The following is a 26,095-nucleotide window of genomic DNA, read 5'->3' on the forward strand; positions in this document are numbered from 1 at the left end:
GTCCGGCCATGCAGCGAGCCCGTCCATGACGGGCTCGTCGCGTTTGCAACGCGTGCGTTGCCGGCAGATCGTCAGCGGCTGCCGCCCGATGCGACCCGGTCGCCTTCATCCGTCGCGACACCACCGCGGACCAGATCCTGATAACGCACGCATGCACATTGCGCGGACGCCTTCGCCGCGTACATCGCCGCATCGGCCTTGACGAGCAGTTCCTCGGCCGACGCGCCGTCGGCCGGAAATTCGCTGACGCCGATGCTGGCGCCGACCGCCATACGCCGCTCGCCGAACTCCAGCTCCTCGGCCATCACGATCTGGATGCGCGACGCGACGTCGCCGATCACCGCCGGCGAACGCACGTCCACGATCAGCACGACGAATTCATCGCCGCCGAGCCGCGCGACCATGTCGCCGCTGCGCAGCACATGGCTCAGCCGCTTCGCGACCGCGACGAGCGTGCGGTCGCCGGCCGAGTGCCCGTGCTGGTCGTTGATCTGCTTGAAGCGGTCGAGATCGACGAACATCACGGCCAGCCCTTCGCGCACCGCCGCCGCATGCCGGATCGCCGCATCGAGATGCTCCATGAACAGCAGCCGGTTCGGCAACGCGGTCAGCGGGTCGTGGCCGGCGAGATGCGTGAGCTCCTGCTGCTTCGCACGCAGCATCGCGACCTGCGTGCGGATCTCGACCCGCATGCTGTCGAAACAGCGCGCGAGCACGCCGATCTCGTCGGCGCGCGCGATCGGCAGCCGCTCGACGGTCGAATCGTCGAACACGTGCGTCGCGGCACGCGCCAGCGTCTGCAACGGCCGCGTGATCGCACGCGCGAACAGGATCGCGAGAATCACCGCCAGCAGGCTCGACACGAGCACCATCCGGACGATCCGCTCGCCGAGCACGCCGGCCGGCGCGAGCACGTCCGCGAGCGGACGCGCCATGCCGAGCACGACGAAGCGGTTGCCCTCGTCGTGCCCGAACGGCGTGCGCGCGAACGCGAACATCTGGCCCGGCGCCTCGTCGGGCTGCGCGAGACCATTGAGCGTCACGTTCGCTCGCGCGTTGTCGAACAATGCGCGCGTGGCGGTGAAGCGATCCTGCATCAGCACGCGCCGGCCGCGATCGAAACCGAACGTCTGCGCCGGATCGGGATGCACGAGGAAGTCGCCCCATTCGTTCGCGAGATAGACCGCATAGTCTTCCGGCAGGTCGCGCTCGAGCCGGTCGAACACGCGCGACAGCTCGACGTCGACGACGAGCGCGCCGACCGTGCGGCCCGACGTGTCGACGACGGGCGTGCCCACGCGCAGGATCGGCAGCCCTTCGGCCGCGTGCGACCCCGTCTCGTGGTTGATCACGATCGGCGACAGGTAGATATGGCCGGGCGCCGTCGCGAGCGTATCGAATACGTAGGAAAACTGCCCTTTCTCCTGGAATGCGCTTTCGGGCAGCACGACGATGCCGCGCGCATCGCGATAGACACGAATGCGTTCGATCCCGAAATGCCCGCTCGCGATCAGCCGGATCTGCAGGTATTCCGGATGATTTCTCATGAAGCTGTGATAGACCTGCTCGAGTCGCGTGCGTCGCGCGATGTCCGGATTGTCGCCGCCGGCCACGAACGCGGACGACGGCAACTGCGCGAGCACGAGCGCATCGTCGGCAACGTCCGACAGCACGGTCGTGAAGCGCTGCCCGAGCAGTTGCGTCGACATCAGCAGGCTATGCTGCGCTTCCTGCACGAGCATCGCGCGGTTGGCGCGATACGCGTAGTAGCCGGTCGTGCCGGACGCGATCACGCCGATGCAGGCGAACAGCACGGACAGCTTCGACGTGAGCCCGAGCCGGATCATTTTCCGAACCGCTCCGGCCGGTCGCCCGACACGATGCGGCTCCACAACGATTCGCGGCGCGCGATGTCCTCGACCGGCTGGAGCCACACGAGATGCTGGTGCCCGGTGTCGAGGCCCGAGCGCGGCTCGAGCGTATTCGCGAGCCCCTGGCGCTCGGTCAGCAGCGCGCCGATCGCCGGTTCGAGCATGTAGTTGATCCATGCGAATGCAAGCTCGGGGCGTTGCGCGCCGCGCGTGACGGCCCAGCAGTCGAGCCACGCGAGCGCGCCTTCTTCCGGGATCACGTAGCCGACGTCCGCGCCCGCACGCCGCAGCAGCTCGACCTGCTGCGTGCCGTAGTTGCCGAACATCAGCGCCGCGCGATGCTGGACGAACAGCGCGGTCGCCTCTTCGGGAAGCGTGTAGTACGTCAGCAGGTTGCGGCGCAGGTCGATCAGCTTGCGCGCGACCGCGAGCGTCTGCGCGGACGACAGCCGAAACGGATCGGAATAGCCGAGCGCGAGCGCGGTGAACGAGAAATTGTGCTGCGCGCTGTTGAAGTCGAGCACCTTGCCGCGATAGCGCGGATTCCACAGCTCGCGCATCGAGCGCGGCGCCGCCGGTACCTGCTTGCGGTCGTAGATCAGCCCCATCGACGAATACGTGAACGGGATCGCGTAGGTCGCGCCGTCCTGCATGAGCCCGCCGATCGCCGCGAGCTGCTGGAAGTTCGGCAACTGCCGCCGCCGGTTCGGGATGCGCGAGAGGTCGATCGGCGCAAGCAGCCGTTCGTGTGCATAGCGCTGGATCTCGGCCGTGTTCGCGGCCAGCACGTCGTACGCCGGCGGCGACGCGCTGTGCATGCGCGACCACAACGCTTCGTCGGAATCGACGAACGTCACTTCGACGTGCGCGTGGAACTGCGTCTCGAACGCGCTGACGACGTCGCCGTCGGCATAGCCGGGCCATGCGAGCACGCGCAGCACGTTGTCGTTGACGGTTTCGGGAGAGGCGGCGAAAGCCGGCAGGACGGGCGCCAGCAAGCCGATTGTCAGTATGACGAGCTGCCTGCGCACGGCTCCGCGGGCACGCATGCGCGCACCGATTCCCCTGATCAATCGGACCCCGTATGAATCGCCCGGCTGCATTCGACTGTCCTTTTTCGAGTCGATGCGATATCACGCAACGAGACCATAAATCGTACGGTCGCGCAATCGGAAGAAGCCGCACGCAGCATGCAGGGTCGCCGGCACCGGCGGATGAATGCGGCAAGTTGCACCGGCCCGCTTCGGGCCGCGACAACGAACGTCAGCGCCAGGCCTGCGTGAACTCGGCGATCACGCGCGACAGGTGCGCACGCATCGCGTCGCGCGCGCCGGTTGCGTCACGCGCCATGATCGCCGCGAAGATTCGCTGGTGATCCTCCTGCGACGCCTCGCGCAGCGCGGTCGAGTGGAAATGCTCCTCGATCTTGTCCCACAGCGGATCGCTGCGCGCGCAGTCCCACATCGCCGTGACCATGTGCAGCAGCACCGTGTTGCCGGTCGACTCGGCAATCCGCAGATGAAACTGGCGATCGGCCGCGTCGTACGCGGCCTTGTCGTCCATCTGCTCGCGCATCGTCGTCAGCGAGAAGAACAGGCGGTCGAGATCGGCGTCCTTGCGTTCGGTCGCCGCGAGCGCCGCGACTTCCGCCTCGATCAGCCCGCGCGCGCGCAGCGTCTCGATCGGCCCCGGGCCGCGCGGTACCTCGAACGTGACCGGCCGCGCGGCATCGGCCGCCGACACGTAGATGCCCGAGCCGATCCGCACTTCGACGATCCCCTGCACCTCGAGCGCGATGATCGCCTCGCGCACCTGCGTGCGGCTGACGCCGAACTGGTCGGCCAGGCTGCGCTCCGACGGCAGTCGCGCGCCGGCCTCGAACGCGCCGGCGGCCACCATCGCGTGAATCTGCCGCGCCAGGCCGATATAGGAGCGGTCCGCGGCGTCGGTGTCGCGGCTGGCGGGCAGGCTGGAAAGATCGGTCATCGAAAGGCTCGCAACGGGCTGGCTGGTGCCTTCGCGGCACCGGATCGCCAAAATGGTACACCAATTTCGGCCCATCTCCGATTCGTCCTGTCGGCCAATCTTGACGGGCAGTCACCGAAGCGTCATGTCTCGCGCACGGGAATCAGACAACTGGTAAACCACTATCCCGCACAACTGGCATACCAATCATAATCCGAACACCGACGACGGGCCGGCACGCTGTCGCCCGGTCGTCCGCGCATGAACCGCCAGCCAGGAGCCGCTCCAGTGAAGATGTCTTTCCGTTGGTACGGCGAGTCCGATCCGGTCTCGCTGCAATACATCCGCCAGATCCCGGGCGTCACGCATATCGTGTCCGCGATCTACGACGAACCGGTGGGCGAAGTCTGGCCCGTGCACAAGATCGATGCGCTGAAGGCGACGATCGAGCGCGCCGGCCTGCAGTTCGAAGTCGTCGAATCGGTGCCCGTGCACGAGGACATCAAGCTCGGCAAGCCGGACCGCGACCGCCTGATCGACCATTACCGGCAGACGATCCGCCATCTCGGCGCGGCCGGCATCCGCGTCGTCTGCTACAACTTCATGCCCGTGTTCGACTGGACGCGCACCGAGCTGTCGAAGACGCTCGACGATGGCTCGACCTGCCTGGCGTTCAGCACCGACGCGGTCGACCGGATCGATCCGAACGACGGCATCGCACTGCCCGGCTGGGATTCGAGCTACCGGCCCGAACAGCTGCAGGCGCTGCTCGCCGACTATCGCGACGTCGACGAAGCCACGCTGTGGGCCAACCTCGAGTACTTCCTGAAGGCGATCATCCCCGTCGCCGAGGAAGCCGGCGTGAAGATGGCGATCCACCCGGACGACCCGCCGCGCCCGATCTTCGGGCTGCCGCGCATCGTGAAGAACCGCGACGATCTCGCGCGGATCCTGCGCATCGTCGATACGCCCGCGAACGGGCTGACGCTGTGTTCGGGCTCGCTCGGCGCGGGTCCGCAGAACGACGTCGAAGCACTGGTACGCGAGTTCGGCGCGATGGGCCGCATCCACTTCGCGCACATCCGCAACGTGAAGGTCGACGCGAACGGCGATTTCGAGGAAACCGCGCACCTGTCGAGCTGCGGCTCGCTCGACATCGCCGCGATCGTGAAGGCGTACCACGACACCGGCTTCACCGGCTACGTGCGCCCCGACCACGGCCGCATGATCTGGGGCGAAACGGGCAAGCCCGGCTACGGCCTGTACGACCGCGCGCTCGGCGCGGTCTACCTGAACGGCCTGTGGGAAGCACTCGCGAAGTTCGACACCACCGCGCACGCGTCACGCTGATCCGCCCATCGAGGCGGCCGGCGCTGCGGATCGCCGGCCGCCCGTCACGACATTCCGCACGGAGACACCGCATGCCACGCATCCGATGGGCCATGATCCTGATGTGCTTCCTGGCCAACGTCATCAACTTCATCGACCGCGCGAACCTCGCGATCGCGGCGCCCAGCATCCGCGCCGACCTCGGCCTCGACGCGGTCGGCATGGGGCTCGTGCTGAGCGCGTTCTTCTGGACCTATGCGTTCCTGCAATTGCCGGCCGGCTGGTTCATCGACAAGGTCGGCGTGCGCGTGAGCCTCGCGCTGGCCGTCTGCTGGTGGTCGGTGTTCACCGTCGCGACGGGCGCCGCGCGCGGCCTCGCGCAACTCGTCGGCGTGCGGCTGATGCTCGGCGTCGGCGAAGCAGCCGCGATCCCGTCGTTCGCGAAGGTCGCGTTCAACTGGTTCCCGCGCAGCGAACGCGGGCTCGCGAGCAGCATCTTCGACAGCGGCTCGCGCGTCGGCTCCGCGCTGTCGCTGCCGCTCGTCGCGTGGCTGATCTCGATCGTCGGCTGGCGCGGATCGTTCGTGATCACGGGCGGCATCGGCATCGTGTGGGCACTCGCGTGGTGGTTCGTCTATCGCGACCCGGAACGCTACCGCGCGATCGCACCCGATGCCGTCGATGCGCTGCTCGCGCAACGCGGCGCACCGGCCGTTGCGGCCGCAACCGATGGCCCGAAGGTGTCGTGGCTCGACCTGTTCCGCTACCGCACCGTGTGGGGCATGATGATCGGCCTGTTCTGCCTGAACTTCGCGATCTACTTCTTCATCACGTGGTTCCCGAGCTACCTTCTGCAGTCGCGCGGCTTCTCGCTCGCGTCGCTCGGCACGTGGGGCATGCTGCCCGCGCTGCTCGCGATTCCCGGCGGCTGGCTCGGCGGCTACGTGTCGGACAGCCTGTTCCGCCGCGGCTGGAGCGCCACCGCTGCGCGCAAGACCTGCCTCGTGCTCGGGATGCTGCTGTCGTCGTCGATCGCGCTGTCGGCGTTCGTCGAAAACGTATGGGCGTGCCTCGCGCTGTTCGCACTCGCGTATGCGAGCCTGTCGTTCGCGGGCGCCAACGTGTGGACGCTCGTCGGCGAAATCGCGCCGACGCCCGCGCACGTCGCGTCGATCGGCGGCATCCAGAACTTCGCGGGCAATCTCGCGGGGATCTTCATCACGACCTTCACGGGCGTGATGCTGTCGATCACGAAAGGCTCGTTCGCGGTGCCGCTCGCGGTGGCCGGCGCACTGTGCGTGGTGGGCGCGCTGTCGTACCTGTTCATCGTCGGCAAGGTCGAGCCGCTGCCGCCGCTGCGTGGCGGTGCGAACGGGCGGAATGCGGCGCCGAACGCGGCCTGACGCTTCGGGAACGCGCGGCCGCCGGCCCCCGCGCTTTCCTTTTCGGGCCGCCCGTCGGACAATGTCCCGCGCCTCGCCCGCGCGGCGCCGCTCCGGCCCGCGCGTGGAGACGGTGCGCTCCGCCCACGCCGATGAAACGCTACGAAACCCTCGCCCACACGATCGCCGAAGAAATCCGCAACGGCAACCTCGCGGTCGGCACGCGCCTGCCGTCGCTGCGGCAGATCATCGCGCAACACGGCGTGAGCCAGTCCACGGTGTTTCGCGCGTATTACCTGCTCGAACAGTGGGGGTTGATCCGCGCACGCGAACGCTCGGGCTACTACGTCGCGCCGGGCGCCAGGCCGGAGCCGGAGCCGGAGCCGGGGCCCGCCGCGAAGCGCCGCGCGAGCCGCGCCGGCGCCACGCGCAAGGTCGACATCAGCAGCCTCGTGTTCTCCGTTCTCGATGCCGCCACGCAGCCCGGCATCGTGCCGCTCGGCTCCGCATTCCCCGCGCCTCAACTGTTTCCGCTGCCGCGGCTGGCGAAGTCGCTCGCGCAGGCTACGCGGCTCGTGAGCCCGTGGAGCACGGTCGTCGACCTGCCGCCCGGCAACGAGGCGCTGCGCCAGCAGATCGCGCGACGCTATCTCGCCACCGGCATCTCGCAGCCGATCGACGAGATCGTCGTCACGAACGGCGCGCTCGAAGCGCTGAACCTGTGCCTGATGGCCGTCACGCGGCCCGGCGACGTCGTCGCGGTCGAAGCGCCCGGCTTCTATGCCGCACTGCAGGCGATCGAACGGCTCGACCTGCGCGCGGTCGAGATTCCCGTCGATCCGCGCACGGGCCTCGATCTCGATGCGCTTGCAAACGCACTCGACCGGCACGACATCCGCGCGTGCTGGTTCATGACCAATTTCCAGAATCCGACCGGCGTCACGCTGTCCGCCGACAAGAAACGTGCGCTCGTCGAGCTGCTCGCGGCGCGCGAGGTGCCGCTGATCGAGGACGACGTGTACGGCGAGCTGCATTTCGGCCCCGACTATCCGCTGCCCGCACGTGCGTTCGATCGACACGGCCTCGTGATGCACTGCAGTTCGTTCTCCAAGACGCTTGCGCCCGGCTACCGGATCGGCTGGGCCGCCGCCGGCCGCTTCGCCGAGAAGGTGCAGCGGCTCAAGCTGATGACGACGCTGTCGGCGAGCATTCCCGCTCAGGCCGGCATCGCGAACTATCTCGAGCACGGCGGCTACGACCGCCATCTGCGCAAGCTGCGCGGCGCGTTGCACGCGCAGCTCGACCGGATGGACGACGCGCTGCGGCGCTGGCTGCCGCCCGGCGTCGAATGGGTGCGGCCCGACGGCGGCTACTTCCTGTGGCTCGCGTTTCCCGACGCGATCGACGCGATGGAACTGCATCGCCAGGCGATCGCACGCGGGATCAGCTTCGCGCCGGGGCCGCTGTTTTCGGCAGCGCACGGCTTCGAGCGCTGCGTGCGCGTGAACTTCGGCCATCCGTGGAGCCGCGACATCGAGCGCGCGATCCGCGTGCTCGGCGAGCTGGTCGCGCAGCCGTCGGTCCGCAAGGGCGGTTGAATCTCACCCGGCGCGCACCGCCTGCGTCACGGTGATGCGCGCAATCCGCACGCGGGTTACAGTGCTGATCCCGCCGCCCTTCACGATTGCCCATGAGTCAACTGCCCTACCTCGATCACGACGCGCTGTTGAAACTGACTGCTGAAGCCGCGCACATCACGCAGTCGTGCATCTGCACGAAAACGCCGCTCGCCGGATGGACGACCCTGCCACTGTCGCTGCAGGACGCGCAACTGACCGAAGTCGCCACGCTCGCGCCGCCCGACGAGACGGAGCCGACCTACGCCGAACATCAACCGGCCGGCACGCACTACGCGTCGGACGACGCACCGATCGCACTGCGCCATTTCCCGTACAACCGCTGCACCGTCAACCGCTGCCGCTCGTGCGGGCGCCTGTTCCTGCGCTACCAGGAAGGCGGCGGTTACTTCATCGACCAGCGCATCCGCACGCTCGATCCGGCGCTCGTCGTCGACGCCGCCGTATAAACGCCCGCCCCGGGCATGCCCGCACGCATGCCCGGCCCACGTCGGCGTCACGCCGGCCATCTGCTGCGCCCTTTTCGTCCCCATCTGCTGCTTGTCCCGCCGCACCGCGTTCCCTACGCTGTCTCCGGTTGCCTGACACCCGTCGCAACGTCTGTCCCGAGCCGCACGCTCCGCGCCACGGCTCCTCTCGCGTATCACGTCATGTACCGATATACCGATTTCGACCGGGCGCTCGTGCACAGCCGCGCCGCCCAGTTCCGCGACCAGCTCGAGCGCTGGCAGCACGGCACGCTCAGCGAAGACGCGTTCCGGCCGCTGCGGCTGCAGAACGGCTGGTATGTGCAGCGCCACGCGCCGATGCTGCGCGTCGCCGTGCCGTACGGCGAACTGTCGAGCGCGCAGCTTCGCGTGCTCGCGCGGATCGCGCGCGACTACGACGTGCCCGACGACGCCACCTACCGCGCCGCGCGCGACGCACAGGCGCTGCTCGGCACATTGCGCCTGCCGACCCGCAGCGCGCACTTCACGACGCGCACCAACGTGCAGTTCAACTGGATTCCGCTCGCGAAAGCGGCCGACGTGATGGACCTGCTCGCGACCGTCGACATGCACGGCATCCAGACGAGCGGCAACTGCATCCGCAATATTTCGTGCGACGAGCGCGCGGGCGTCGCGCCGGACGAAATCGCCGATCCGCGCCCGTTCGCCGAAGTGATGCGCCAGTGGACGACGCTGCACCCCGAATTCGCGTTCCTGCCGCGCAAGTTCAAGATCGCGATCACCGGTGCCACCGAAGACCGCGCGGCGACCGACTGGCACGACGTCGGGTTGCGGCTCGTGCGCAACGACGCAGGCGAACTCGGCTTTCGCGTCAGTGTCGGCGGCGGGATGGGCCGCACGCCGATGATCGCTACGCTGCTGCGCGCGTTCCTACCGTGGCAGCACGCAATGAACTACATCGAGGCGATCGTCCGCGTGTACAACCGCTACGGGCGCCGCGACAACAAGTACAAGGCGCGCATCAAGATCCTCGTGAAGACCGAGGGGCAGCGCTATATCGACGACGTCGAGGAAGAGTTCCGCCAGATCGTCGACCTCGACGGCGGCCCGCACACGATCCCGCAGGCCGAGTTCGACCGCATCGCCGCGTCGTTCGTCCCGCCACGGCTCAAGCCGCGCACGCTCGACATGTCCGATGCGGATGCGCGCGTGTCCGCGCAGGCGGCCCGCCATCCGGCATTCACACGCTGGCTCGCGCGCAACGTCGCCGAACATCGCGATCCGGCGCTGCGCATCGTCACGCTGTCGTTCAAGCGCCGCCTGCAGGCCCCCGGCGACGCATCGCCGGACCAGCTCGACGCGCTCGCCGATCTCGCCGACCGCTTCTCGGCCGGCGAGGCGCGCGTCACGCACACGCAGAACGTCGTGCTGCCGTGGGTGCACGTCGACGACCTGTTCCTGCTGTGGGAGAACGCCCGTGCGATCGGGCTCGCGAGCGCGAACGTCGGGCTGCTGACTGACATGATCGCGTGCCCGGGCGGCGATTTCTGCGCGCTCGCGAACGCGCGCTCGATCCCGATCGCCGACGCGATCACCGAGCGTTTCCAGGATCTCGACCTGCTGCACGACATCGGCGACATCGACCTGCACATCAGCGGCTGCATCAATTCGTGCGGGCATCATCACAGCGGCCACCTCGGCATCCTCGGCGTCGACAAGGACGGCGCGGAGTGGTACCAGGTCACGCTCGGCGGGTCGGACGGCTCGGCCGCGAGCGGCCCCGCGCGGCCGGGCAAGGTCATCGGCCCGTCATTCGCGGCTGACGAGATCGTCGATGTCGTCGACGCGATCGTCAATGCATACCTCGACGCGCGGATCGATACGAACGGCCGCAGCGAACGATTCATCGACACGGTGCGCCGCATCGGCGCGGAACCCTTCAAGGCCGCCGCGAACGACGCGCGCCACTCGGCGGAGCACGCATGAACCAGGAAACGTCCAACGCACACGCACGCATCCGCCTGCTGACGCCGGCCGAACACGCCGGCGACACGCCGCTGCACGACGACACGACGCTGATGATCGGCAACGACGAAGAATTGCCGCCGCTCGCGTCTCGGATCGCTCGTGCCGCGCGCATCGACCTGCAGTTTCCGTCGTTCACCGACGGCCGCGCGTACAGCCAGGCGTACCTGCTGCGCAAGCGCTACGGTTTCACGGGTGACCTGCGCGCGACCGGCGAAGTGCTGGTCGACCAGTTGCTGCTGATGGAACGCACGGGGTTCTCGAGCGCCGTGCTCGGCGACGATACCGACATCGTGGCCGCACGGCGACAACTCGACCGGTTTCCGGGTTTCTATCAACGCGATGCGAGAACGGTCACGCCGCCGCAGAACGCGGCAGCGCCGGCCGGAAAATGAAACGGGCGGCACGCTGGCCGCCCGTACAAAGCACCGGAAGCAATCCGGCCGGTGCCCGCCGCTGACGCGGGCGCCGGCGTTCAGCGTGCCGCCACCGGCTTGCCGAACGCGCCGAGGATCTTCTTCTCGAGCGCGATGTAGTCGCGGCCGAAGTGGTGATCGCCCTGCGTCTTGATCACGTCGGCGCCCGTGTTCGCGAGCGCCGGGCACATCGTGTCCTTCTCTTCCGCGCCATAGAAGCACTGCACGAGCGGCGGCGGCACCTTCGCGATTTCAGGCGCGACCTTCAGCGCATTCTCGCTCGCGGGCATGCCGAGCCAGCCCGTCACGCGGATCTGGAAATCGGCGGCCGGTGCGAAGCCGAGCAGCGACATCACCACGACCTTGTCACGCAGGTCGGCCGGCAGCCGGTTGTACGCGAACGGCATCACGTCCGCGCCGAACGAGTAGCCGACCAGCGCCACGCGGCTCGCATGCCAGCGCGCCGCGTACGTGCGCATCACGCGTGCGAGATCGTGGCTCACCTGCGCAGGCGGCTTCTCGCTCCAGAAATAGCGCAGGCTGTCGATGCCGACCACCGACACGCCGTCGCGCTGCAGCGCCTCGGCGATCGTCTTGTCGAGATCGCGCCAGCCGCCGTCGCCCGAGATCACGATCGCCAGCCGGTCGCTGCCGCCCTTGGCCGGCAGCTCGACGAGCGGCAGGTCCGACACGTCGAGTTCGGCATTGCTGCTGGTGTCGCGCAGGTGCGCCGTCACGAGCGGCACGAGCTTCGTGTTGTCGCCCGCGGCCGCCGTTTCGACGAAGCCCGGCATCGCGCGGCGCACGATCGTCGGATCGGGCGGGCACGGCTTGAAGCGCGGATCGAGCTTCGCGGCCGGGCCGACCGATACGACGCCGGCGATCGTGTTCTCCGGCGCCATCGACAGGATCTGCTTCGCGATCGCACCGCCCTGGCCCACGCCCGCGACGATCGGCGTGAAGTAGCGCGACGACTGCGCGAGACGTTCGAGCTGGTGGCTGACCGCCTCGGCGTCGCCGTCGAGGTGGTGGCAGGTCTCCTGCTTCGCCGCGAGATTCATCGCGTAACGCTCGGAATCGACGCCGACCGTCATCGCCCCGGCTTTCGCCAGCGCATCGGCCGCCTGCTGATCGGCGGCATTCCAGCCGGCCTCGCGCGAGAACAGCACGACGAATCCGCGCAGCGGCCCGCTCGGCCGGGTTACGGTGACGGGCCCATAGCGGCCGCCCGACACGGTTTCGGCTTTCACAGCGGCCGGCTGCGTGGCGCACGCGGCGCCGGCCAGCATCATTCCCGCGCAGGCGGCTGCCGCCCGCGCGATTCCCTTCTTCAAACTCATGAGCGCCGACCTCCAGCCAGCAATGACAGATCCGCGAGCGTGACGAACACGCCGACCGTGCCCGAGGCTGCGAGGTAACGCGGCTCCCAGTGCGGTTCGAACTTGCTCTTGAATGCGCGCAAGCCGCGGAAGTTGTAGAAGCGGCCGCCGAAGCGCCAGACCATCAGCCCGATCCGGTGCAACGGCGACGGCATCTTCGCCGCCCCCATCCCCGAGAACGGCGCGATACCCAGGCTCAGCTTGCGGAAACCCGCTTCCTTCAGATGCAGCGCGAGCTGCGTAAACAGATACTCCATCGCGTACGGCGACGCGTCCGGCAGATGGCGCATCACGCCGACCGTCGCCTCGGTATTGAGGTCGGTCGTCATGAACGTGACGAACGCGATCGGCTTGTCGGCCTGGCGCACGAGCATCACCGACTGCGTCGCGAGATAGCCGTCGTGGAACGCGGCCACCGAGAAGCTCTTCTCCCGTGCATCGCGGCTGTCGAGCCAGCCGTCCGAGATGTCGCGCAGCGCCGGCAGCGCGGCCGGCACGTCGCCCGGCGCGATCACCTCGACCGTCAGCGCGTCCTTGTCGCCGCGGCGCAGCGCGTAGCGCAGGTGCGACCGGTTCGAACCCTTCAGGTCGAACTGGTCGAGCGCGATATGCGCTTCCTCGCCGAGCTTCATCAGCGTGAGGCCCGCGTCGAGATACAGCGGCAGCGCATTCGCCCGCACCTGGTAGAACGCCGCGCGGCCGCTGTGCGCGTGCGCGAGCGCGATGAACTTGCTGATCAGCGCCGGCCACTCCTCGCGCGGCCCGACCGGGTCATGCAGTGCGGCCCACGTGCGGCCGTTCTTCGCGTACATCAGGAACGCCTGGCGCGATTCCGAGAACAGGAACGACTTGTCGCCCATCAGCGCGAGGCCCGCATCGCTGCACTCCTGCGCGCGAATGATCCGTTCGGCGTCGAACAGGTCCTGCGGCACGGGCTTCACGAAGCGGCCGGGCGCCGGACGCAGCAATTGCCACAGCGCGAACAGTGCGACGAACACGCCGGATGCGAGCGTCGCGCGCAGCGCCCGCGGCGCGCGCGCATCGAACGAGAAATGCGACCACAGTTCGCGCGTGTACGGCACATCGCGGAACGCGAAGAACAGCACCCATACGGCCAGTATCAGCACCATCGTCACCGACACGAACCAGCTCACCGTGAAGCGCTCCGCGAGCAGCGACGAATGGCGGTTGAAACGGCGGCGGCTGACGAGCAGCAGCACGAGCAGCGTGCCGAGCACGCCGGCCTCGACGAACGCGAGGCCCTTCGCGAGCGACAGCGCGAGGCTCGCGAGCGTCAACGCGAAGGTCATCCACCACGCGCCGTCGAGCCGCCGCAGCAGCCCGCGCGCGACGAACAGCAGCGCGACGCCGAGCACGCTGCAAATCACCTGCGAGCCTTCAAGCACCCACAACGGCACGATATGGCGCAGGATCGCGATCCGGTGCCAGAACGCGGGCGTCGCGCTCGAGATCACCAGCATCCCGCCGACCGCGAACGTCACGAGGCTCAGGAACACCGGTGCGAGCTGCGACACGCGCACGGCCTGCCGCGTGACGAGCCGGCGCCGCAGCGCGCGGCCCTCGAAGCCGGCCAGCAGGCCGGCCGACAGCACGAGCGGCACGCCGAAATAGATCGCGCGATAGGCGATCAGCGCGGCGACCATCGCGTGCGCGGGCACTTCGCGGCCGAGCGTGAACACCATCGCGGCTTCGAACACGCCGATTCCGCCCGGCGTATGGCCGATCATCCCGAGCAGCAGCGCGGCCGCGTAGACGGTGATGAAGGTCGGAAAGCCGACCGGTGCGGCCGGCAGCAGCACCCACAGCGTCAGGCCCGCGGCGACGACGTCGAGCACCGCGTAGACGACCTGCGCGACGAGATCGCGCCGCGCGGGCACGTCGAACGACAGCCACTTGAAGCGCGTGACGACCGGGCGCGCGGTGTTGCCGCACATCACGACCATCGCGGCCAGCACCACGAGCAGCGCGGCGCCGCCCCACGTGAGCACGCCGGGCGCGACGTGCAGCATCGCGGCGAGCGCCTCGGGCACGCAGACCATGCCGACCGCCGTCATCAGCACCATCGCCAGCGCCAGCGTACCGCTCGTGAACACCGTCATCCGGCCGATCTGCGCGGGCGTGACGCCCGACACGCCGTACACGCGGGCGCGAACCGCGCCGCCCGTCAGCGCGCCGAAGCCGGTTGCGTTGCCGAGCGCGGAACCGGCGATCGCGCCGATCCACAACGCGACGCGCGGCACCTTCGCGGCGACATAGCGCAGGCCGACCGCGTCACGGGCGACGAGTGCGAGATAGCTGAGGGCCGTCGCGGCCAGCGATGCGCCCCACTCGCCGACGGACATGTGACGCAACTCGCGGATCACCGACCGGTAGTCGACGGATTCCGACAGATGCTGGAAGACCACGATCAGCAGCAGGCCGATACCGAGCGCGAGCAGCGGCGACAGCACGCGCTCGTTGCGGATCAACGCCCGGGCACGGGCGATCACCGCCGCGGCACGGCCGGGCGAACCTGAGTGGCGGGAAGACATAAGTTGTTCAGTGGTGGTGCATAGCGTGTCGCGGCGCAAGAGAGCCAGGCGGCGACGAATCTGGTTGTTCTGCGTGGGCGGCCGGCCGAAAGGCAAGGCTGGCAGCGCCTGGATCAGAACTTTCAAGTATACGGAATTTATATTACAGAATCTTTCACGTCGGCTTTGTGCCGATTTGTGGTTTCTCGCACATCAAAAACGCATAAAGAAACAGCGTCCAACGAACGCAAGGTGCGCATCATACCGGGAACCGCGGCGGTTTTTTCATCAGATGAATGACTTGCGATGCATTTGGGAGAAATCTGCCGGACGACGCCCGGCGGGCGAGGATGAACACGGGTTGGCGCGGGGTGTTTCGGGAATGGGGACGGGTTGATCCGGGGCGCCCGTCCGCGCACTTCATCAGTGCAGAGACACTCGGCTCGCCTCACTTTCTCCGCTCACGCTCCCCCAACGCGATCGCCTTGTAGTCGTACGTCGGATAGAACTCCGTTCTGTAAGCCCCCCACGCCGTATCCTCGAGCACGCGATTGACTTCGCGCAGCCGCGACGCCGGCAGCCGCAGCACGACGATCTGCCCGATCCCCATCGTCACGGTCCAGCTCACCACTTCGACGCCCGGCGGCGGAAACGCCTTGTAGAACCCCTGCTTCGCGAGTTGCGCATTCAGCTCGGCAAGCGGGCGCGACTGGTCGTGTTTCAGGAAAACCGTCAGCAATATTGCGTTGTCAGGCGTCGCAGCCGCCGAGCCGGCCGGCAGGGTCGACGTCTGGGTCTGGCCGATGGCTGGTGCGCTGCAGATCGCGGCGCCGGCCAGCGCCGCGGCAATCACAAGGGTTCGAATCGGGAAATGCGGGGATGCCGTCATGACGCGACTCCATGGCTTCGTGGCTGGAGCCGCCATCATGCACCGCCAGCGCCATCGCTGCAGCCGGCCGATGCGATTACGGCACGTCCGCGCCGTCGCGCTCGCGCAGCACGTCGATGAACGCGCGCAGCTTGGCCGGCACGTGTTTGCGATTCACGTAGTAAAGCCACATCGGCGGCAGCGTCCGGCACGCACCGGGCAGCACCTCGACGAGCGTGCCGTCGCGCAGGTCCTGCTCGATCCGCTCGCGTACGAACGCGAACGCGATGCCGACACCGGCGCGCGCCGCGTCGATCACCGCATCGTCGTCGTTCGTCACGAACACGCCGTCCGGATCGAGATCGACGTCGCGTCGCCCGTCGTGCAGCAGCCATTTGTGCAGGCGTCCGCTCTCCGAAAACCGGAAACGGATGCACGCATGCCGCGCGAGCGCGGCGATCGACTCGGGCGTGCCGTGCCGCGCAAGATAGGCCGGAGACGCGACCAGCGCACACGTCAGCGCAGGCGCGATCCGAACGCCGATCATGCCCGGCTGCAATCGGTCGGCCAGGCGAATCCCCGCGTCGAAGCCATCCTTTGCGATGTCGACGAGCTCGTTCTCGTAGCGAATTTCGAGCCGGACTTTCGGATAGCGCTCGCGGAACGTGGCGAGCACCGGCGCGATCACGAGCAAGCGCGCGAGCGGCAGCGCGGTCACGCGCAGCAGCCCGTTCGGCTCGCTGCGCGCATCCTTCAGTTCGTCGCGTGCCTGCCTGACCTGCCGGTACGCGGGTTCGGTCTGCCGCCAGTAGCGCTGGCCGGCTTCCGTGAGGCTCACGCCGCGCGTGCTGCGGTTGAACAGCTTCACGTTGAGTTCGCCCTCGAGTTGCCCGATCGCCAGGCTGACGGCTGCCGGCGTCAGGCCGAGCGCGGCGGCGGCGCGCGTGAAGTTGCCGGCCGTCGCGACGGTCATGAACACGTGCAGCCCGGCCATTGGATCGCGTCTGCTCATCGTCCGTCCATCATTAAAAAAACTTGAAACTGCTTCGAGCGGAATGCGGATTCTCCCATATACCGCAACTGCCTACACTGGCGCTGTCGTCCCCTCGGAGCCTCACATGAACCCGCTCACCGCTGCATGCCCCGTGCCGCTCGCCGTCGCCCGCAGCACGATCGACGCGGCGCTCGCGCATGCCGCATCGCTGCAGGTGGCCGGCGTCGCGATCGCCGTCGTCGATGCCGGCGCGAACCTGCTCGCGTTCGTGCGCACCGACGACTGTTTTCTCGGCGCGATCGATCTCGCGCAGCGCAAGGCGCTGACGGCCGTCCGCTTTCGCGCGTCGACCGGCGCGCTCGGCGCGATGTCGGGCGACGGTCCGCTGCGCGGCATCGAACACAGTCACGGCGGGCTCGTCACGTTCGGCGGCGGCGAGCCGCTCGTCGACGGCGACGGGCGCTGCGTCGGCGCGATCGGCATCTCGGGCGGCAGCGTCGACGAAGACACCGCGATCGCGCAGCACTGCCGCGACCATTTTCAGGCAACCCTTCACTCCACAAGGTAAGCAGATGACACGGAAACGCATCCTCATCACCGGCGCGGGCACGGGCTTCGGCCGCGAAGTCGCGCTGCGCCTCGCCGAGCGCGGCCACGACGTGACGGCCGGCGTACGCACCGCCGTCGAGATCGACGCACTGACGGACGCCGCCGCGCAGCGCGGCACCGCGTTGCGCGCGGTGAAGCTCGACGTCACGTCGGCCTACGATCGCGCCCGCGCCGCCGAACTCGACATCGACGTGCTCGTGAACAACGCGGGCGTCGGCGAAGCCGGCGCGCTCGTCGACCTGCCGGTCGAGATCGTCCGCGAGTTGTTCGACGTGAACGTGTTCGGGCCGCTCGAACTCACGCAGCAGATCGCACGCGGGATGCTCGCGCGCAAGCACGGCAAGATCGTGTTCGTGTCGTCGATCGCCGGGTTGATCACGGGGCCGTTCACCGGCGCGTACTGCGCGTCGAAGCACGCGGTCGAATCGGTGGCCGAGGCGATGCACGCGGAACTGGCGCCGCACGGGATCAAGGTCGCGGTCGTGAACCCGGGCCCGTACCGCACGGGCTTCAACGACCGGATGATGGAAACGGCACGGCGTTGGCACGACCCGTCCGTCCATACCGTGACGCCCGAGCGGCTGACGTTCCCGCTCGAACAGCACGATCCGGAGGAAATGATCGCGAAGATGGTCGACGTGATCGACCGCGACGGCGGCGCGTTCCGCAACCTGCTGCCGGCCTCGTCGGAAGCGTTCGTGCGCGCCGAGCAGGCGCGTGCGTGGGAGCGGCAGCAGTAACCGGCCGGCGAAGCGGCGGACAACCGTCCGCCGCATACGTGGAAAATGCGCGCCGTCCTCCGGGGAAGAGAACAGCTCCGCACCCTGCTCGCGCCCGCTTGAAGAAACGGCGCGCGCCGGCTGCGAAACGAACCGGCCGGCGCCCGCGCCTGTGCTACGCTGCGACGATCGATTCCCGCCTGCGGCCGCTACGCCGCCAGCCGAGTGCAAGCGGCATGCCCGCCGCCGCGAAGGACAACGCCAGAATGAAAATGACTTCGCTGAAGAAGATGCCGATTTTCAGCGGCGATGCGCCGGAAACGGTCCGGATAGCCGTCACGCTGCTGACGGGCGCGTGGTGCATCTTCGCGTACCGGGTCGCCGTGTTCGAGTCGGAGATCGTCCCAGCCCTGCTCGGCCGCTTCTCGCGCGACGCGTTCGGCACCAGGCTCGTCCAGATGCTCGCGACGATGTTCATCGCGCTCGCCGTCGTCCTCGCGCTGCTCGTCGTGCAGATCGCGCGCCGGAAGAACTGGGCGCGCATCACGATGATCGGGCTGGTCGTCGCCACGCTGGCCATGATGGCATTCGCGGCCGCCCACCGACCGTCCGATTTCCTGAGCACCGTCTACTGTCTTTTCGTGCTGGCGACCTTGCTGTTGCTGTCGCGCTCGAGCCGGCAGTGGTTCGGCCGCCCGCAACCGGACGATCAGGCGTAACCCGCCCGGCGCGCGTCGCCGGAGATCAATACACGTCGCGCATGTAGCGCCGCGCCTTCGAAAGCCGCGCGACGTAGTCGTTCGCGGCCTCGTCCGACATGCCGCCGTGCCGGGCGACGATCGCCTTCAGCGCCATGTCGACGTCCTTGGCCATCCGCGCGGCATCGCCGCACACGTAGAAGTGCGCGCCGTCCTCCAGCCATGCGAACAGCTCGGCGCCCTGCTCGCGCATCCGGTCCTGCACGTAGATCTTGTCGGCCTGGTCGCGCGAGAACGCGAGGTCGAGCCGCGTGAGGAAGCCGCTGTCGTGCATCGCGCCCAGCTCGTCGCCGTAGTAGAAGTCGGTCTGCGCGTGCTGCTCGCCGAAGAACAGCCAGTTGCGCCCGCGTGCGCCGCGCGCCTGCCGCTCGTGCAGGAAACCGCGGAACGGCGCGACGCCGGTGCCGGGGCCGACCATCACGATCGGCACGTCGCCGTTCACCGGCGGACGGAAATGCGCGGATTTCTGCACGAACACCGGCACGCGGCCGTCGTGCGCGCGATCGGCGAGGAACGTCGACGCGACGCCTTTGCGTGCGCGCCGGCCGTTGTGATAGCGCACGGCCGACACGGTCAGGTGGATCTCGCCCGCGTGCGCGCTCGGGCTCGACGCGATCGAATAGAGACGCGGCTGCATGCGTTTGAGCATGCCGACCAGTTCCGTACCCGACAGATCGACCGGGTATTCGTGCAGCACATCCGCAAGCTGTTGCCCCCACAACCATTGCTTGAGGTCGGCCTTGCGATCTTCGCCGAGCAGCGACTTCAGCGCGCCGTTCGTGCTGCGCGACGCGATGAAAGCCAGCGTGTCCGGATGCGGGCGCGTGATGTCGAAGTGGTGCGCGAGCGCTTCGCCGAGCCGGATGTCGCCAACGCCCGGCACCGACACGGGTGCATCGGCCTTCAGCGCGGTGACCGACAGCAGCTCGTCGACCAGTTCCGGGCAGTTGGTCGGCCACACGCCGAGCGCGTCGCCGGTTTCGTATTCGAGGTTCGCCCCTTCGGTCGACAACGACACGTAGCGCGTATCCTTCGCGGCGCCCGGGCGGTTCAGCCGCAGGTTCGCGACGAGCTTCGACGGCGCCGGATGCGCCTTCGTCGGCAGCAGCCCCGACGCGCTCATCCCGCCGGACGGCACCGCGTGCAGCGCGGCATCGGCCTCCTTGATCCGCGCGACGACGCGCTCGAGCCACTGGTCGGCATCGCGCTGGAATTCGACGTCGCAATCGACGCGCGCGCACAGGCGTGCCGCGCCGAGTTCCGCGAGCCGCGCATCGAGCCGGCGGCCGTGGCCGCAGAACTGGTCGTAGTTGCGGTCGCCGAACGCGAGCACTGCGAAATGCACGCCGTCGAGGCGCGCAGCGCTGCCGGCCTGCAGCGCGTCCCAGAATTCGGTGCCGTTGTCGGGCGCATCGCCGTCGCCGAACGTGCTCGTCATCAGCAGCACGTATTGCGCACCGGCGAGCGACGCGACCGGATAGTCGGACATGCATGCGGTGCGGATCTCGAAGCCCGCGTTCATCAATTGCGTTGCGTAATCCTCGGTCAGCGATTCGATGTTGCCGGTCTGCGACGCCCACAGCAGCACGACCTTCGGGCGCGCGCGCACGATGCGCACGCCGCCGGCGGCAGCGGTGTCGGCCGGCAGTCCAGGCGTCGCGGCGATCTGCGCACCGGCAGGCAGCGAGCGGCTGAACAGCCCCGCAAGCATCCCGTCGAGCCAGAACCGCACGGGCGGCGTCAACGGTGCGCCGGCCGGCAGCACGGGCACGCCGCCTTCGCGACGGCCGACGCTCGCCTTCAGCCCGCTGACGAGGCCGGCCACGTACAGCCGCTCGGTGTCGGTCAGCGGCGGCGGCGCGAGATCGGCGACGCCGAGTGCGGCCGCGAAAGTGTCGATGTCTGCCATGTCGAATTCCTGTGAAGCCGCGATCGGCGAGATCGCAGGCGCGGGCGGTGCATCGTCCTCGCCTGCGTCCAAGCGCGCCGTGTCGTCGCCGGCGGACGCGAACGCATCCGTGTCGACGCGTCGCAGCGCGACCGCGCAGTATTTCAGTTCGGGTTGCTGAGATTCCGGATCGATCGCGTCGTTCGTCACCGCGTTGATGCACAGGTCGTCGCCGTACACGTCGTTCCAGTGCATCGGCGCGAAGCAGTTGCCGCGCTGCACGCGTTCGGTCACGACGGCCGGCAACACCGCGCGTCCGCGCACCGAGCGGATTTCGACGCTGTCTTTCGCGGCGATGCCGAGCGCGCTTGCATCGTCGGGATGCAACTCGACGAACGGGCGCGGGTTCAGCTTGTTCAGCATCGCGACCTTGCCCGTCTTCGTCATCGTGTGCCATTGATGCTGCAGCCGGCCGGTGTTCAGCACGATCGGGAACGTGCCGTCGGGCAGCTCGGCCGGATCGACGTGCGGCCGGGCGAAGAAGCGCGCCTTGCCCGACGGCGTCGGGAACGCGACGCGCGGTGCCTCGTTGCCGTCGGCGGCCGCGCGCAGCGTCTGGCTCACGCCGTCGTTCAGGTAGCGGATCGGGTGCCGCTCGCGCGCGGTGCCCGGCGCGACCGGCCATTGCACCGGGCCGTCGCGCAGCGCCGCGTGGCTCGCGCCGCGCAGGTCGTAGCCGGTCGCCGGATTCGAGAAACGCACGATCTCGTCGAACACGTCGGCCGCCGACGCATAGTCGAACGCATCGCCGAAGCCCATCGCACGCGCGACTTCCGCGACGATGCGCCAGTCGGGCAGCGCGTCGCCGGGCGGCGCGACCGCCGCACGCATCAGCGTCATGTTGCGCTCGGAGTTGACCATCACGCCGTCGCCCTCGGCCCACAGCGCGCCGGGCAGCAGGATGTCCGCGTAGCGGTTGGTCTCGGTGTCGAGGAACGCGTCCTGCGCGATCACGAGTTCCGCGGCCTGCAGCCCGGCGATCACATTCTGCCGGTTCGGCACGGTCGCGACCGGGTTCGTGCAGACGATCCAGCACGCCTTGATGTCGCCGGCCGCCATCCGCGAGAACAGGTCGACCGTGCCGTGCCCCGTCTCCTTGCGCAGCGTGCCGGAAGGCACGCGCCAAAGATGCTCGACGTAGCGGCGATCGTCGTCGGACAGCACCGAGCGCTGGCCCGGCAGGCCCGGCCCCATGTAGCCCATCTCGCGCCCGCCCATCGCGTTCGGCTGGCCGGTCAGCGAGAACGGGCCGCTGCCGGGGCGGCAGATCTTGCCCGTCGCGAGATGCAGGTTGCAGATCGCGTTGGTATTCCACACGCCGTGCGTGCTCTGGTTGAGCCCCATCGTCCAGCAGCTCATCCATTCCTGCGCGTCGCCGATCCATTGCGCAGCCGTGCGCAGGTCGGCTTCCGCGAGCCCCGTGATCGCCGCGACGCGCTCGGGCGTGTAGTCGGCGAGGAACGCGGGCATCGCGTCCCAGCCTTCCGTGTACGCGTCGATGAACGCGGCATCGGTGCGGCCGTTCGCATGCAGCAGGTGCAGCAGGCCGTTGGCCAGCGCGAGATCGGTGCCCGGCCGGATCTGCAGGAACAGGTCGGCCTTGTCGGCGGTGCCGGTGCGGCGCGGATCGACGACGATCAGCTTCGCGCCGGCCTTCACGCGATCCATCATCCGCAGGAACAGGATCGGATGGCAATCGGCCATGTTCGCGCCGGTCACGAAGAACAGGTTCGCGCGATCGAAGTCCTGGTACGACCCGGGCGGGCCGTCCGCGCCGAGCGACTGCTTGTAGCCGGTGCTCGCGCTCGCCATGCAGAGCCGCGAGTTCGACTCGATGTTGTGGGTGCCGACGAAGCCCTTCGCGAGCTTGTTGACGAGGTACTGCGCCTCGATCGACATCTGGCCCGATACGTAGAACGACAGCGCGTCGGGGCCGTGCGCATCGAGTATCGCGCGCAGGCGGCGCGCGGTTTCGGCGATCGCGTCGCGCGCCGGCAGCGGCACGAGGTCGTCCTCGCGCGCGCGGCGCACGAACGCGCGGTCGAGCCGCCCCGAGCGGCGCAGCGCGACGTGCGCCGACGAACCCTTCGTGCACAGCCGCCCGAAGTTGGTCGGATGGTCGGCGTCGCCGGACACCTTGACGACTTCGCCGTCCTCGACGTGCAGCACCATCCCGCAGCCGACGCCGCAGTACGGGCACACGCTCTTGACGGAAGTGGCGGTCATGCGTGCTCCGGCGCGCTCAGGCCGCGACCCACACGAAGCCGTCCTCGACCCGCGACGGATACGCGCTCACCGACTGCTCGGGCGCTTCCAGGCATTCGCCGGTGCGCAGGTCGAAGTGCTGCTTGTACAGCGGCGACGCGACGACGACGCGTTCGCCGAGGCTGCCGATCAGCCCGCGCGACATCACGGCCGCTTGCGACACGGGATCAACGTTGTCGATCGCGAACACGCCGCCGTCGGGATGCGCGACGTGAAACACCGCGACCTGCTCGCCGTTGACGAGTGCGCACACGCCGGTGTTCGGCACGATGTCGTCGAGCGGGCACACGCGGGTCCAGGACAGCGGAAGACGATCGTTCATGATGGGCTCCTTGGAAAAGACGCTGGCGTCGGTCACGATCAAACGGTGGCGCTTTCGGCGACGACGGGAATCGACACGGGCTTGCCTCCCGTGCGCTCGCCGGGTGTCGCGGGACGAATCTGGCCGCGCGTCTCGACGAATTCGATGGTCGTATCCGGCGTGTCGCTGTTCACGAAGTGACGGAAGCGCTTGCGCGTGTCGGGATCGGTCACGGCCTTCTTCCATTCGCACTCGTAGGTGTCGACCACGTGCTGCATGTCGGCTTCGAGTTCGGCCGCGATCGCGAGCTTGTCGTGCACGACGACGTCGATCAGGTAGTCGAGGCCGCCTTCGAGGTTGTCGCGCCACACGCTGGTGCGCTGCAGCCGGTCGGCCGTGCGCACGTAGAACATAAGGAAGCGGTCGATGGTGCGGATCAGCGTCGGGCGATCGAGATCGGACGCGAGCAGCTCCGCGTGGCGCGGCTTCATCCCGCCGTTGCCGCACACGTACAGGTTCCAGCCTTTTTCGGTCGCGATGATGCCGACGTCCTTGCCCTGCGCTTCCGCGCACTCGCGCGTGCAGCCGGATACGCCGAACTTGATCTTGTGCGGCGCGCGCAGCCCCTTGTAGCGGTTTTCCAGGTCGATCGCGAGGCCGACCGAATCGTCGACGCCGTAGCGGCACCAGGTCGACCCGACACACGACTTCACGGTGCGCAGCGCCTTGCCGTAGGCATGACCCGATTCGAAGCCGGCCTCGATCAGCTCTTCCCAGATCGACGGCAGCTGCTCGACACGCGCGCCGAACAGGTCGACGCGCTGACCGCCCGTGATCTTCGTGTACAGGCCGTACTTCTTCGCGACCTGCCCCACGGCGATCAGCCCTTCCGGCGTGACCTCGCCGCCCGGCATGCGCGGCACGACCGAGTACGTGCCGTCGCGCTGGATGTTCGCGAGGTAGTAGTCGTTCGAATCCTGCAGGCTCGCGTGTTCCCGCTTCAGCACGAATTCGTTGAAGCACGACGCGAGGATGCCCGCGACGGCCGGCTTGCACACGTCGCAACCGAGCCCGCGGCCGTGCTTCGCCAGCAGTTCGTCGAACGTCGTGATGCGCTCGACGCGAATCAGGTGGAACAGCGCCTGGCGCGAATACGCGAAGTGTTCGCACAGATGGTTGTTGACCGACAGACCCTGCTTCTTCATCTCGGCCTTCATGATTTGCGTGACGAGCGGCACGCAGCCGCCGCACGACGTGCCGGCGCCCGTGCACGTCTTCAGCGCGCCGAGGCTCGTCGCGCCGTCGGCGACGGCCGTGCAGATCTGCGACTTCGACACGTTGTTGCACGAGCAGATCTGGGCGGCCGCGGGCAATGCATCGACGCCGATCGCCGGCTTCGCCGCGCCGTCCGACGACGGCAGGATCAGGAATTCCGGCGACTCGGGCAGTTCGATGCGGTTGAGCATCATCTGCAGCAGCGTGCCGTATTCGGCTGCATCGCCGACCATCACCGCGCCGTGCAGGAACTTGCCGCAGTCGGACACCACGAGCTTCTTGTAGACCTGGCGGCGCTCGTCCGCGTACTGGTAGGTGCGGCTGCCGGCCGTCGTGCCGTGCGCGTCGCCGATGCTCGCGACGTCGACGCCCATGAGCTTCAGCTTCGTGCTCATGTCGGCGCCCTCGAACGCGGCAGCGGCCGCGTCGTCTGCGTCGCCGGCGAACTGCTTCGCGACCACCCGCGCCATGTCGTAGCCGGGGGCGACGAGGCCGTACACCATGCCGTTCCACGCCGCGCATTCGCCGATCGCGTAGATGTCGGCATCGCTCGTGCGGCAGGCGTCGTCGATCGCGACGCCGCCGCGCGGGCCGATGTCGAGCCCGCAGGCGCGCGCCAGTTCGTCGCGGGCGCGGATGCCGGCCGAGAACACGATCATGTCGGTGTCGAGATGCGTGCCGTCGGCGAACGCCATCCGGTGCGTGCCTTCGTCGCCATCGACGATTTCCAGCGTGTTCTTGCCCGTATGCACGGTCACGCCGAGCGCCTCGATCTTCGCGCGCAGCATCCGGCCGCCGCCGTCGTCGACCTGCACGGCCATCAGCCTCGGCGCGAATTCGACGACGTGCGTGTCGAGCCCCATGTCGCGCAGCGCCTTCGCGCATTCGAGGCCGAGCAGCCCGCCGCCGATCACGACGCCGCGCTTCGCGTGCGCGCCGCACGCCTGCATCGCCTCGAGGTCCTCGATCGTCCGGTACACGAAGCAGCCCGCGCGATCGCGCCCCGGCACCGGCGGCACGAACGGGCGCGAGCCCGTGGCGAGCACCAGCTTGTCGTACGCGAGCGTTTCGCCCGACGCGAGCGTGACCGTATGCGCGGCGCGGTCGATCGACGCGACCTGCGCGTTCAGGCGCAGGTCGAACCGCGGATAGCGCTCGAAGAAGCCCGGTTCGACGAGCGACAGGTCGTCCGCCGACTTGCCCGCGAAGAATTCCGACAGGTGCACGCGATCGTAGGCCGGCCGCGGCTCCTCGCCGAGCACGGTGACCTGCAGCGCGCCCGCCGTGCCGGCTTCCGCCGCGACGCATTCGAGGAACTTGTGGCCGACCATGCCGTGGCCGATGACGATGAGTTTCATGATGACGCTTCCTTCG

The 26,095-nt window shown here is 68.5% G+C and carries 19 protein-coding genes; 9 read left to right on the top strand and 10 right to left on the bottom strand.

Annotated features, from left to right (window positions below; translation table 11 throughout):
• Nucleotides 1-71: 71 nt before the first annotated feature.
• The 3 genes from U5798_RS24085 to U5798_RS24095 all read right to left on the bottom strand — a co-directional run bounded on the left by U5798_RS24085 (nucleotide 72) and on the right by U5798_RS24095 (nucleotide 3,857).
• On the bottom strand, nucleotides 72-1,847 hold the full coding sequence (locus U5798_RS24085) for a GGDEF domain-containing protein (RefSeq protein ID WP_322083444.1): 1,776 nt from the start codon (nucleotides 1,845-1,847) through the stop codon (nucleotides 72-74).
• Nucleotides 1,844-2,974, bottom strand: a complete 1,131-nt coding sequence (locus U5798_RS24090) for an extracellular solute-binding protein (RefSeq protein ID WP_124447128.1) — start codon at nucleotides 2,972-2,974, stop codon at nucleotides 1,844-1,846. Before U5798_RS24090 ends, U5798_RS24085 begins: the two co-directional genes overlap by 4 nt.
• A 160-nt stretch (nucleotides 2,975-3,134) precedes the next feature.
• Nucleotides 3,135-3,857 carry a FadR/GntR family transcriptional regulator gene (locus U5798_RS24095; RefSeq protein WP_124447126.1) on the bottom strand — a complete coding sequence of 241 codons (723 nt, stop codon included), beginning with the start codon at nucleotides 3,855-3,857 and terminating at the stop codon, nucleotides 3,135-3,137.
• 267 nt (nucleotides 3,858-4,124) lie between these two features.
• On the opposite strand from U5798_RS24095, the gene uxuA reads away from it, so the two are divergent.
• The 6 genes from uxuA to U5798_RS24125 all read left to right on the top strand — a co-directional run bounded on the left by uxuA (nucleotide 4,125) and on the right by U5798_RS24125 (nucleotide 11,053).
• Nucleotides 4,125-5,186 carry a mannonate dehydratase gene (gene uxuA / locus U5798_RS24100; protein ID WP_322083445.1) on the top strand — a complete coding sequence of 354 codons (1,062 nt, stop codon included), beginning with the start codon at nucleotides 4,125-4,127 and terminating at the stop codon, nucleotides 5,184-5,186.
• A gap of 71 nt (nucleotides 5,187-5,257) precedes the next feature.
• A complete protein-coding gene (locus tag U5798_RS24105) occupies nucleotides 5,258-6,568 on the top strand; it encodes an MFS transporter (RefSeq protein ID WP_322083446.1) in 1,311 nt (436 codons plus the stop codon).
• Nucleotides 6,569-6,699: 131 nt separating this feature from the next.
• Nucleotides 6,700-8,145 (top strand): PLP-dependent aminotransferase family protein, encoded by a 1,446-nt coding sequence (locus tag U5798_RS24110; RefSeq protein ID WP_322083447.1) that lies wholly within the window; start codon nucleotides 6,700-6,702, stop codon nucleotides 8,143-8,145.
• 92 nt (nucleotides 8,146-8,237) lie between these two features.
• On the top strand, nucleotides 8,238-8,633 hold the full coding sequence (locus tag U5798_RS24115; RefSeq protein WP_322083448.1) for a hypothetical protein: 396 nt from the start codon (nucleotides 8,238-8,240) through the stop codon (nucleotides 8,631-8,633).
• A gap of 201 nt (nucleotides 8,634-8,834) precedes the next feature.
• Nucleotides 8,835-10,619 carry a nitrite/sulfite reductase gene (locus tag U5798_RS24120; RefSeq protein ID WP_124447116.1) on the top strand — a complete coding sequence of 595 codons (1,785 nt, stop codon included), beginning with the start codon at nucleotides 8,835-8,837 and terminating at the stop codon, nucleotides 10,617-10,619.
• A complete protein-coding gene (locus U5798_RS24125; protein WP_124447114.1) occupies nucleotides 10,616-11,053 on the top strand; it encodes a DUF934 domain-containing protein in 438 nt (145 codons plus the stop codon). Before U5798_RS24120 ends, U5798_RS24125 begins: the two co-directional genes overlap by 4 nt.
• Nucleotides 11,054-11,133: 80 nt before the next feature.
• On the opposite strand, the gene U5798_RS24130 is transcribed toward U5798_RS24125, so the two are convergent.
• From U5798_RS24130 to U5798_RS24145, 4 genes are all read right to left on the bottom strand, one after another.
• A complete protein-coding gene (locus U5798_RS24130) occupies nucleotides 11,134-12,414 on the bottom strand; it encodes a virulence factor family protein (protein ID WP_322083449.1) in 1,281 nt (426 codons plus the stop codon).
• Nucleotides 12,411-15,005, bottom strand: coding sequence for a bifunctional lysylphosphatidylglycerol flippase/synthetase MprF (mprF, locus tag U5798_RS24135; protein ID WP_124447110.1), 2,595 nt, complete (start codon nucleotides 15,003-15,005; stop codon nucleotides 12,411-12,413). Before mprF ends, U5798_RS24130 begins: the two co-directional genes overlap by 4 nt.
• A gap of 427 nt (nucleotides 15,006-15,432) precedes the next feature.
• A complete protein-coding gene (locus tag U5798_RS24140; RefSeq protein WP_322083450.1) occupies nucleotides 15,433-15,873 on the bottom strand; it encodes a hypothetical protein in 441 nt (146 codons plus the stop codon).
• 76 nt (nucleotides 15,874-15,949) lie between these two features.
• Complete coding sequence (locus U5798_RS24145) at nucleotides 15,950-16,864, bottom strand: LysR family transcriptional regulator (RefSeq protein WP_322083451.1); 915 nt, start codon at nucleotides 16,862-16,864, stop codon at nucleotides 15,950-15,952.
• A gap of 106 nt (nucleotides 16,865-16,970) precedes the next feature.
• Here U5798_RS24145 and U5798_RS24150 point away from each other — a divergent pair, with 106 nt between their 5' ends.
• The 3 genes from U5798_RS24150 (at nucleotide 16,971) to U5798_RS24160 (ending at nucleotide 18,893) form a co-directional block, all read left to right on the top strand.
• Nucleotides 16,971-17,414 carry a heme-binding protein gene (locus U5798_RS24150; protein ID WP_322083452.1) on the top strand — a complete coding sequence of 148 codons (444 nt, stop codon included), beginning with the start codon at nucleotides 16,971-16,973 and terminating at the stop codon, nucleotides 17,412-17,414.
• A 4-nt stretch (nucleotides 17,415-17,418) separates the two neighbouring features.
• The gene (locus U5798_RS24155) at nucleotides 17,419-18,195 is read left to right on the top strand and encodes an SDR family oxidoreductase (protein WP_322083453.1); all 777 of its coding nucleotides are present in this window, start codon (nucleotides 17,419-17,421) and stop codon (nucleotides 18,193-18,195) included.
• 245 nt (nucleotides 18,196-18,440) lie between these two features.
• A complete protein-coding gene (locus U5798_RS24160; RefSeq protein ID WP_124447101.1) occupies nucleotides 18,441-18,893 on the top strand; it encodes a hypothetical protein in 453 nt (150 codons plus the stop codon).
• Between the two features lie 25 nt (nucleotides 18,894-18,918).
• On the opposite strand, the gene U5798_RS24165 is transcribed toward U5798_RS24160, so the two are convergent.
• From U5798_RS24165 to nirB, 3 genes are read right to left on the bottom strand one after another with little or no spacing between them, the layout of a single operon-like run.
• Entirely contained in the window at nucleotides 18,919-23,106 is a 4,188-nt protein-coding gene (locus U5798_RS24165) for a bifunctional nitrate reductase/sulfite reductase flavoprotein subunit alpha (RefSeq protein ID WP_322083454.1), read from the bottom strand.
• A gap of 16 nt (nucleotides 23,107-23,122) precedes the next feature.
• Nucleotides 23,123-23,467 carry a nitrite reductase small subunit NirD gene (nirD, locus tag U5798_RS24170; protein ID WP_059585049.1) on the bottom strand — a complete coding sequence of 115 codons (345 nt, stop codon included), beginning with the start codon at nucleotides 23,465-23,467 and terminating at the stop codon, nucleotides 23,123-23,125.
• 38 nt (nucleotides 23,468-23,505) lie between these two features.
• Nucleotides 23,506-26,079 (bottom strand): nitrite reductase large subunit NirB, encoded by a 2,574-nt coding sequence (gene nirB / locus U5798_RS24175; RefSeq protein WP_322083455.1) that lies wholly within the window; start codon nucleotides 26,077-26,079, stop codon nucleotides 23,506-23,508.
• Between the last annotated feature and the right edge of the window lie 16 nt (nucleotides 26,080-26,095).

This window comes from Burkholderia sp. BCC1972, from assembly GCF_905339605.1.
Lineage (GTDB): Bacteria > Pseudomonadota > Gammaproteobacteria > Burkholderiales > Burkholderiaceae > Burkholderia.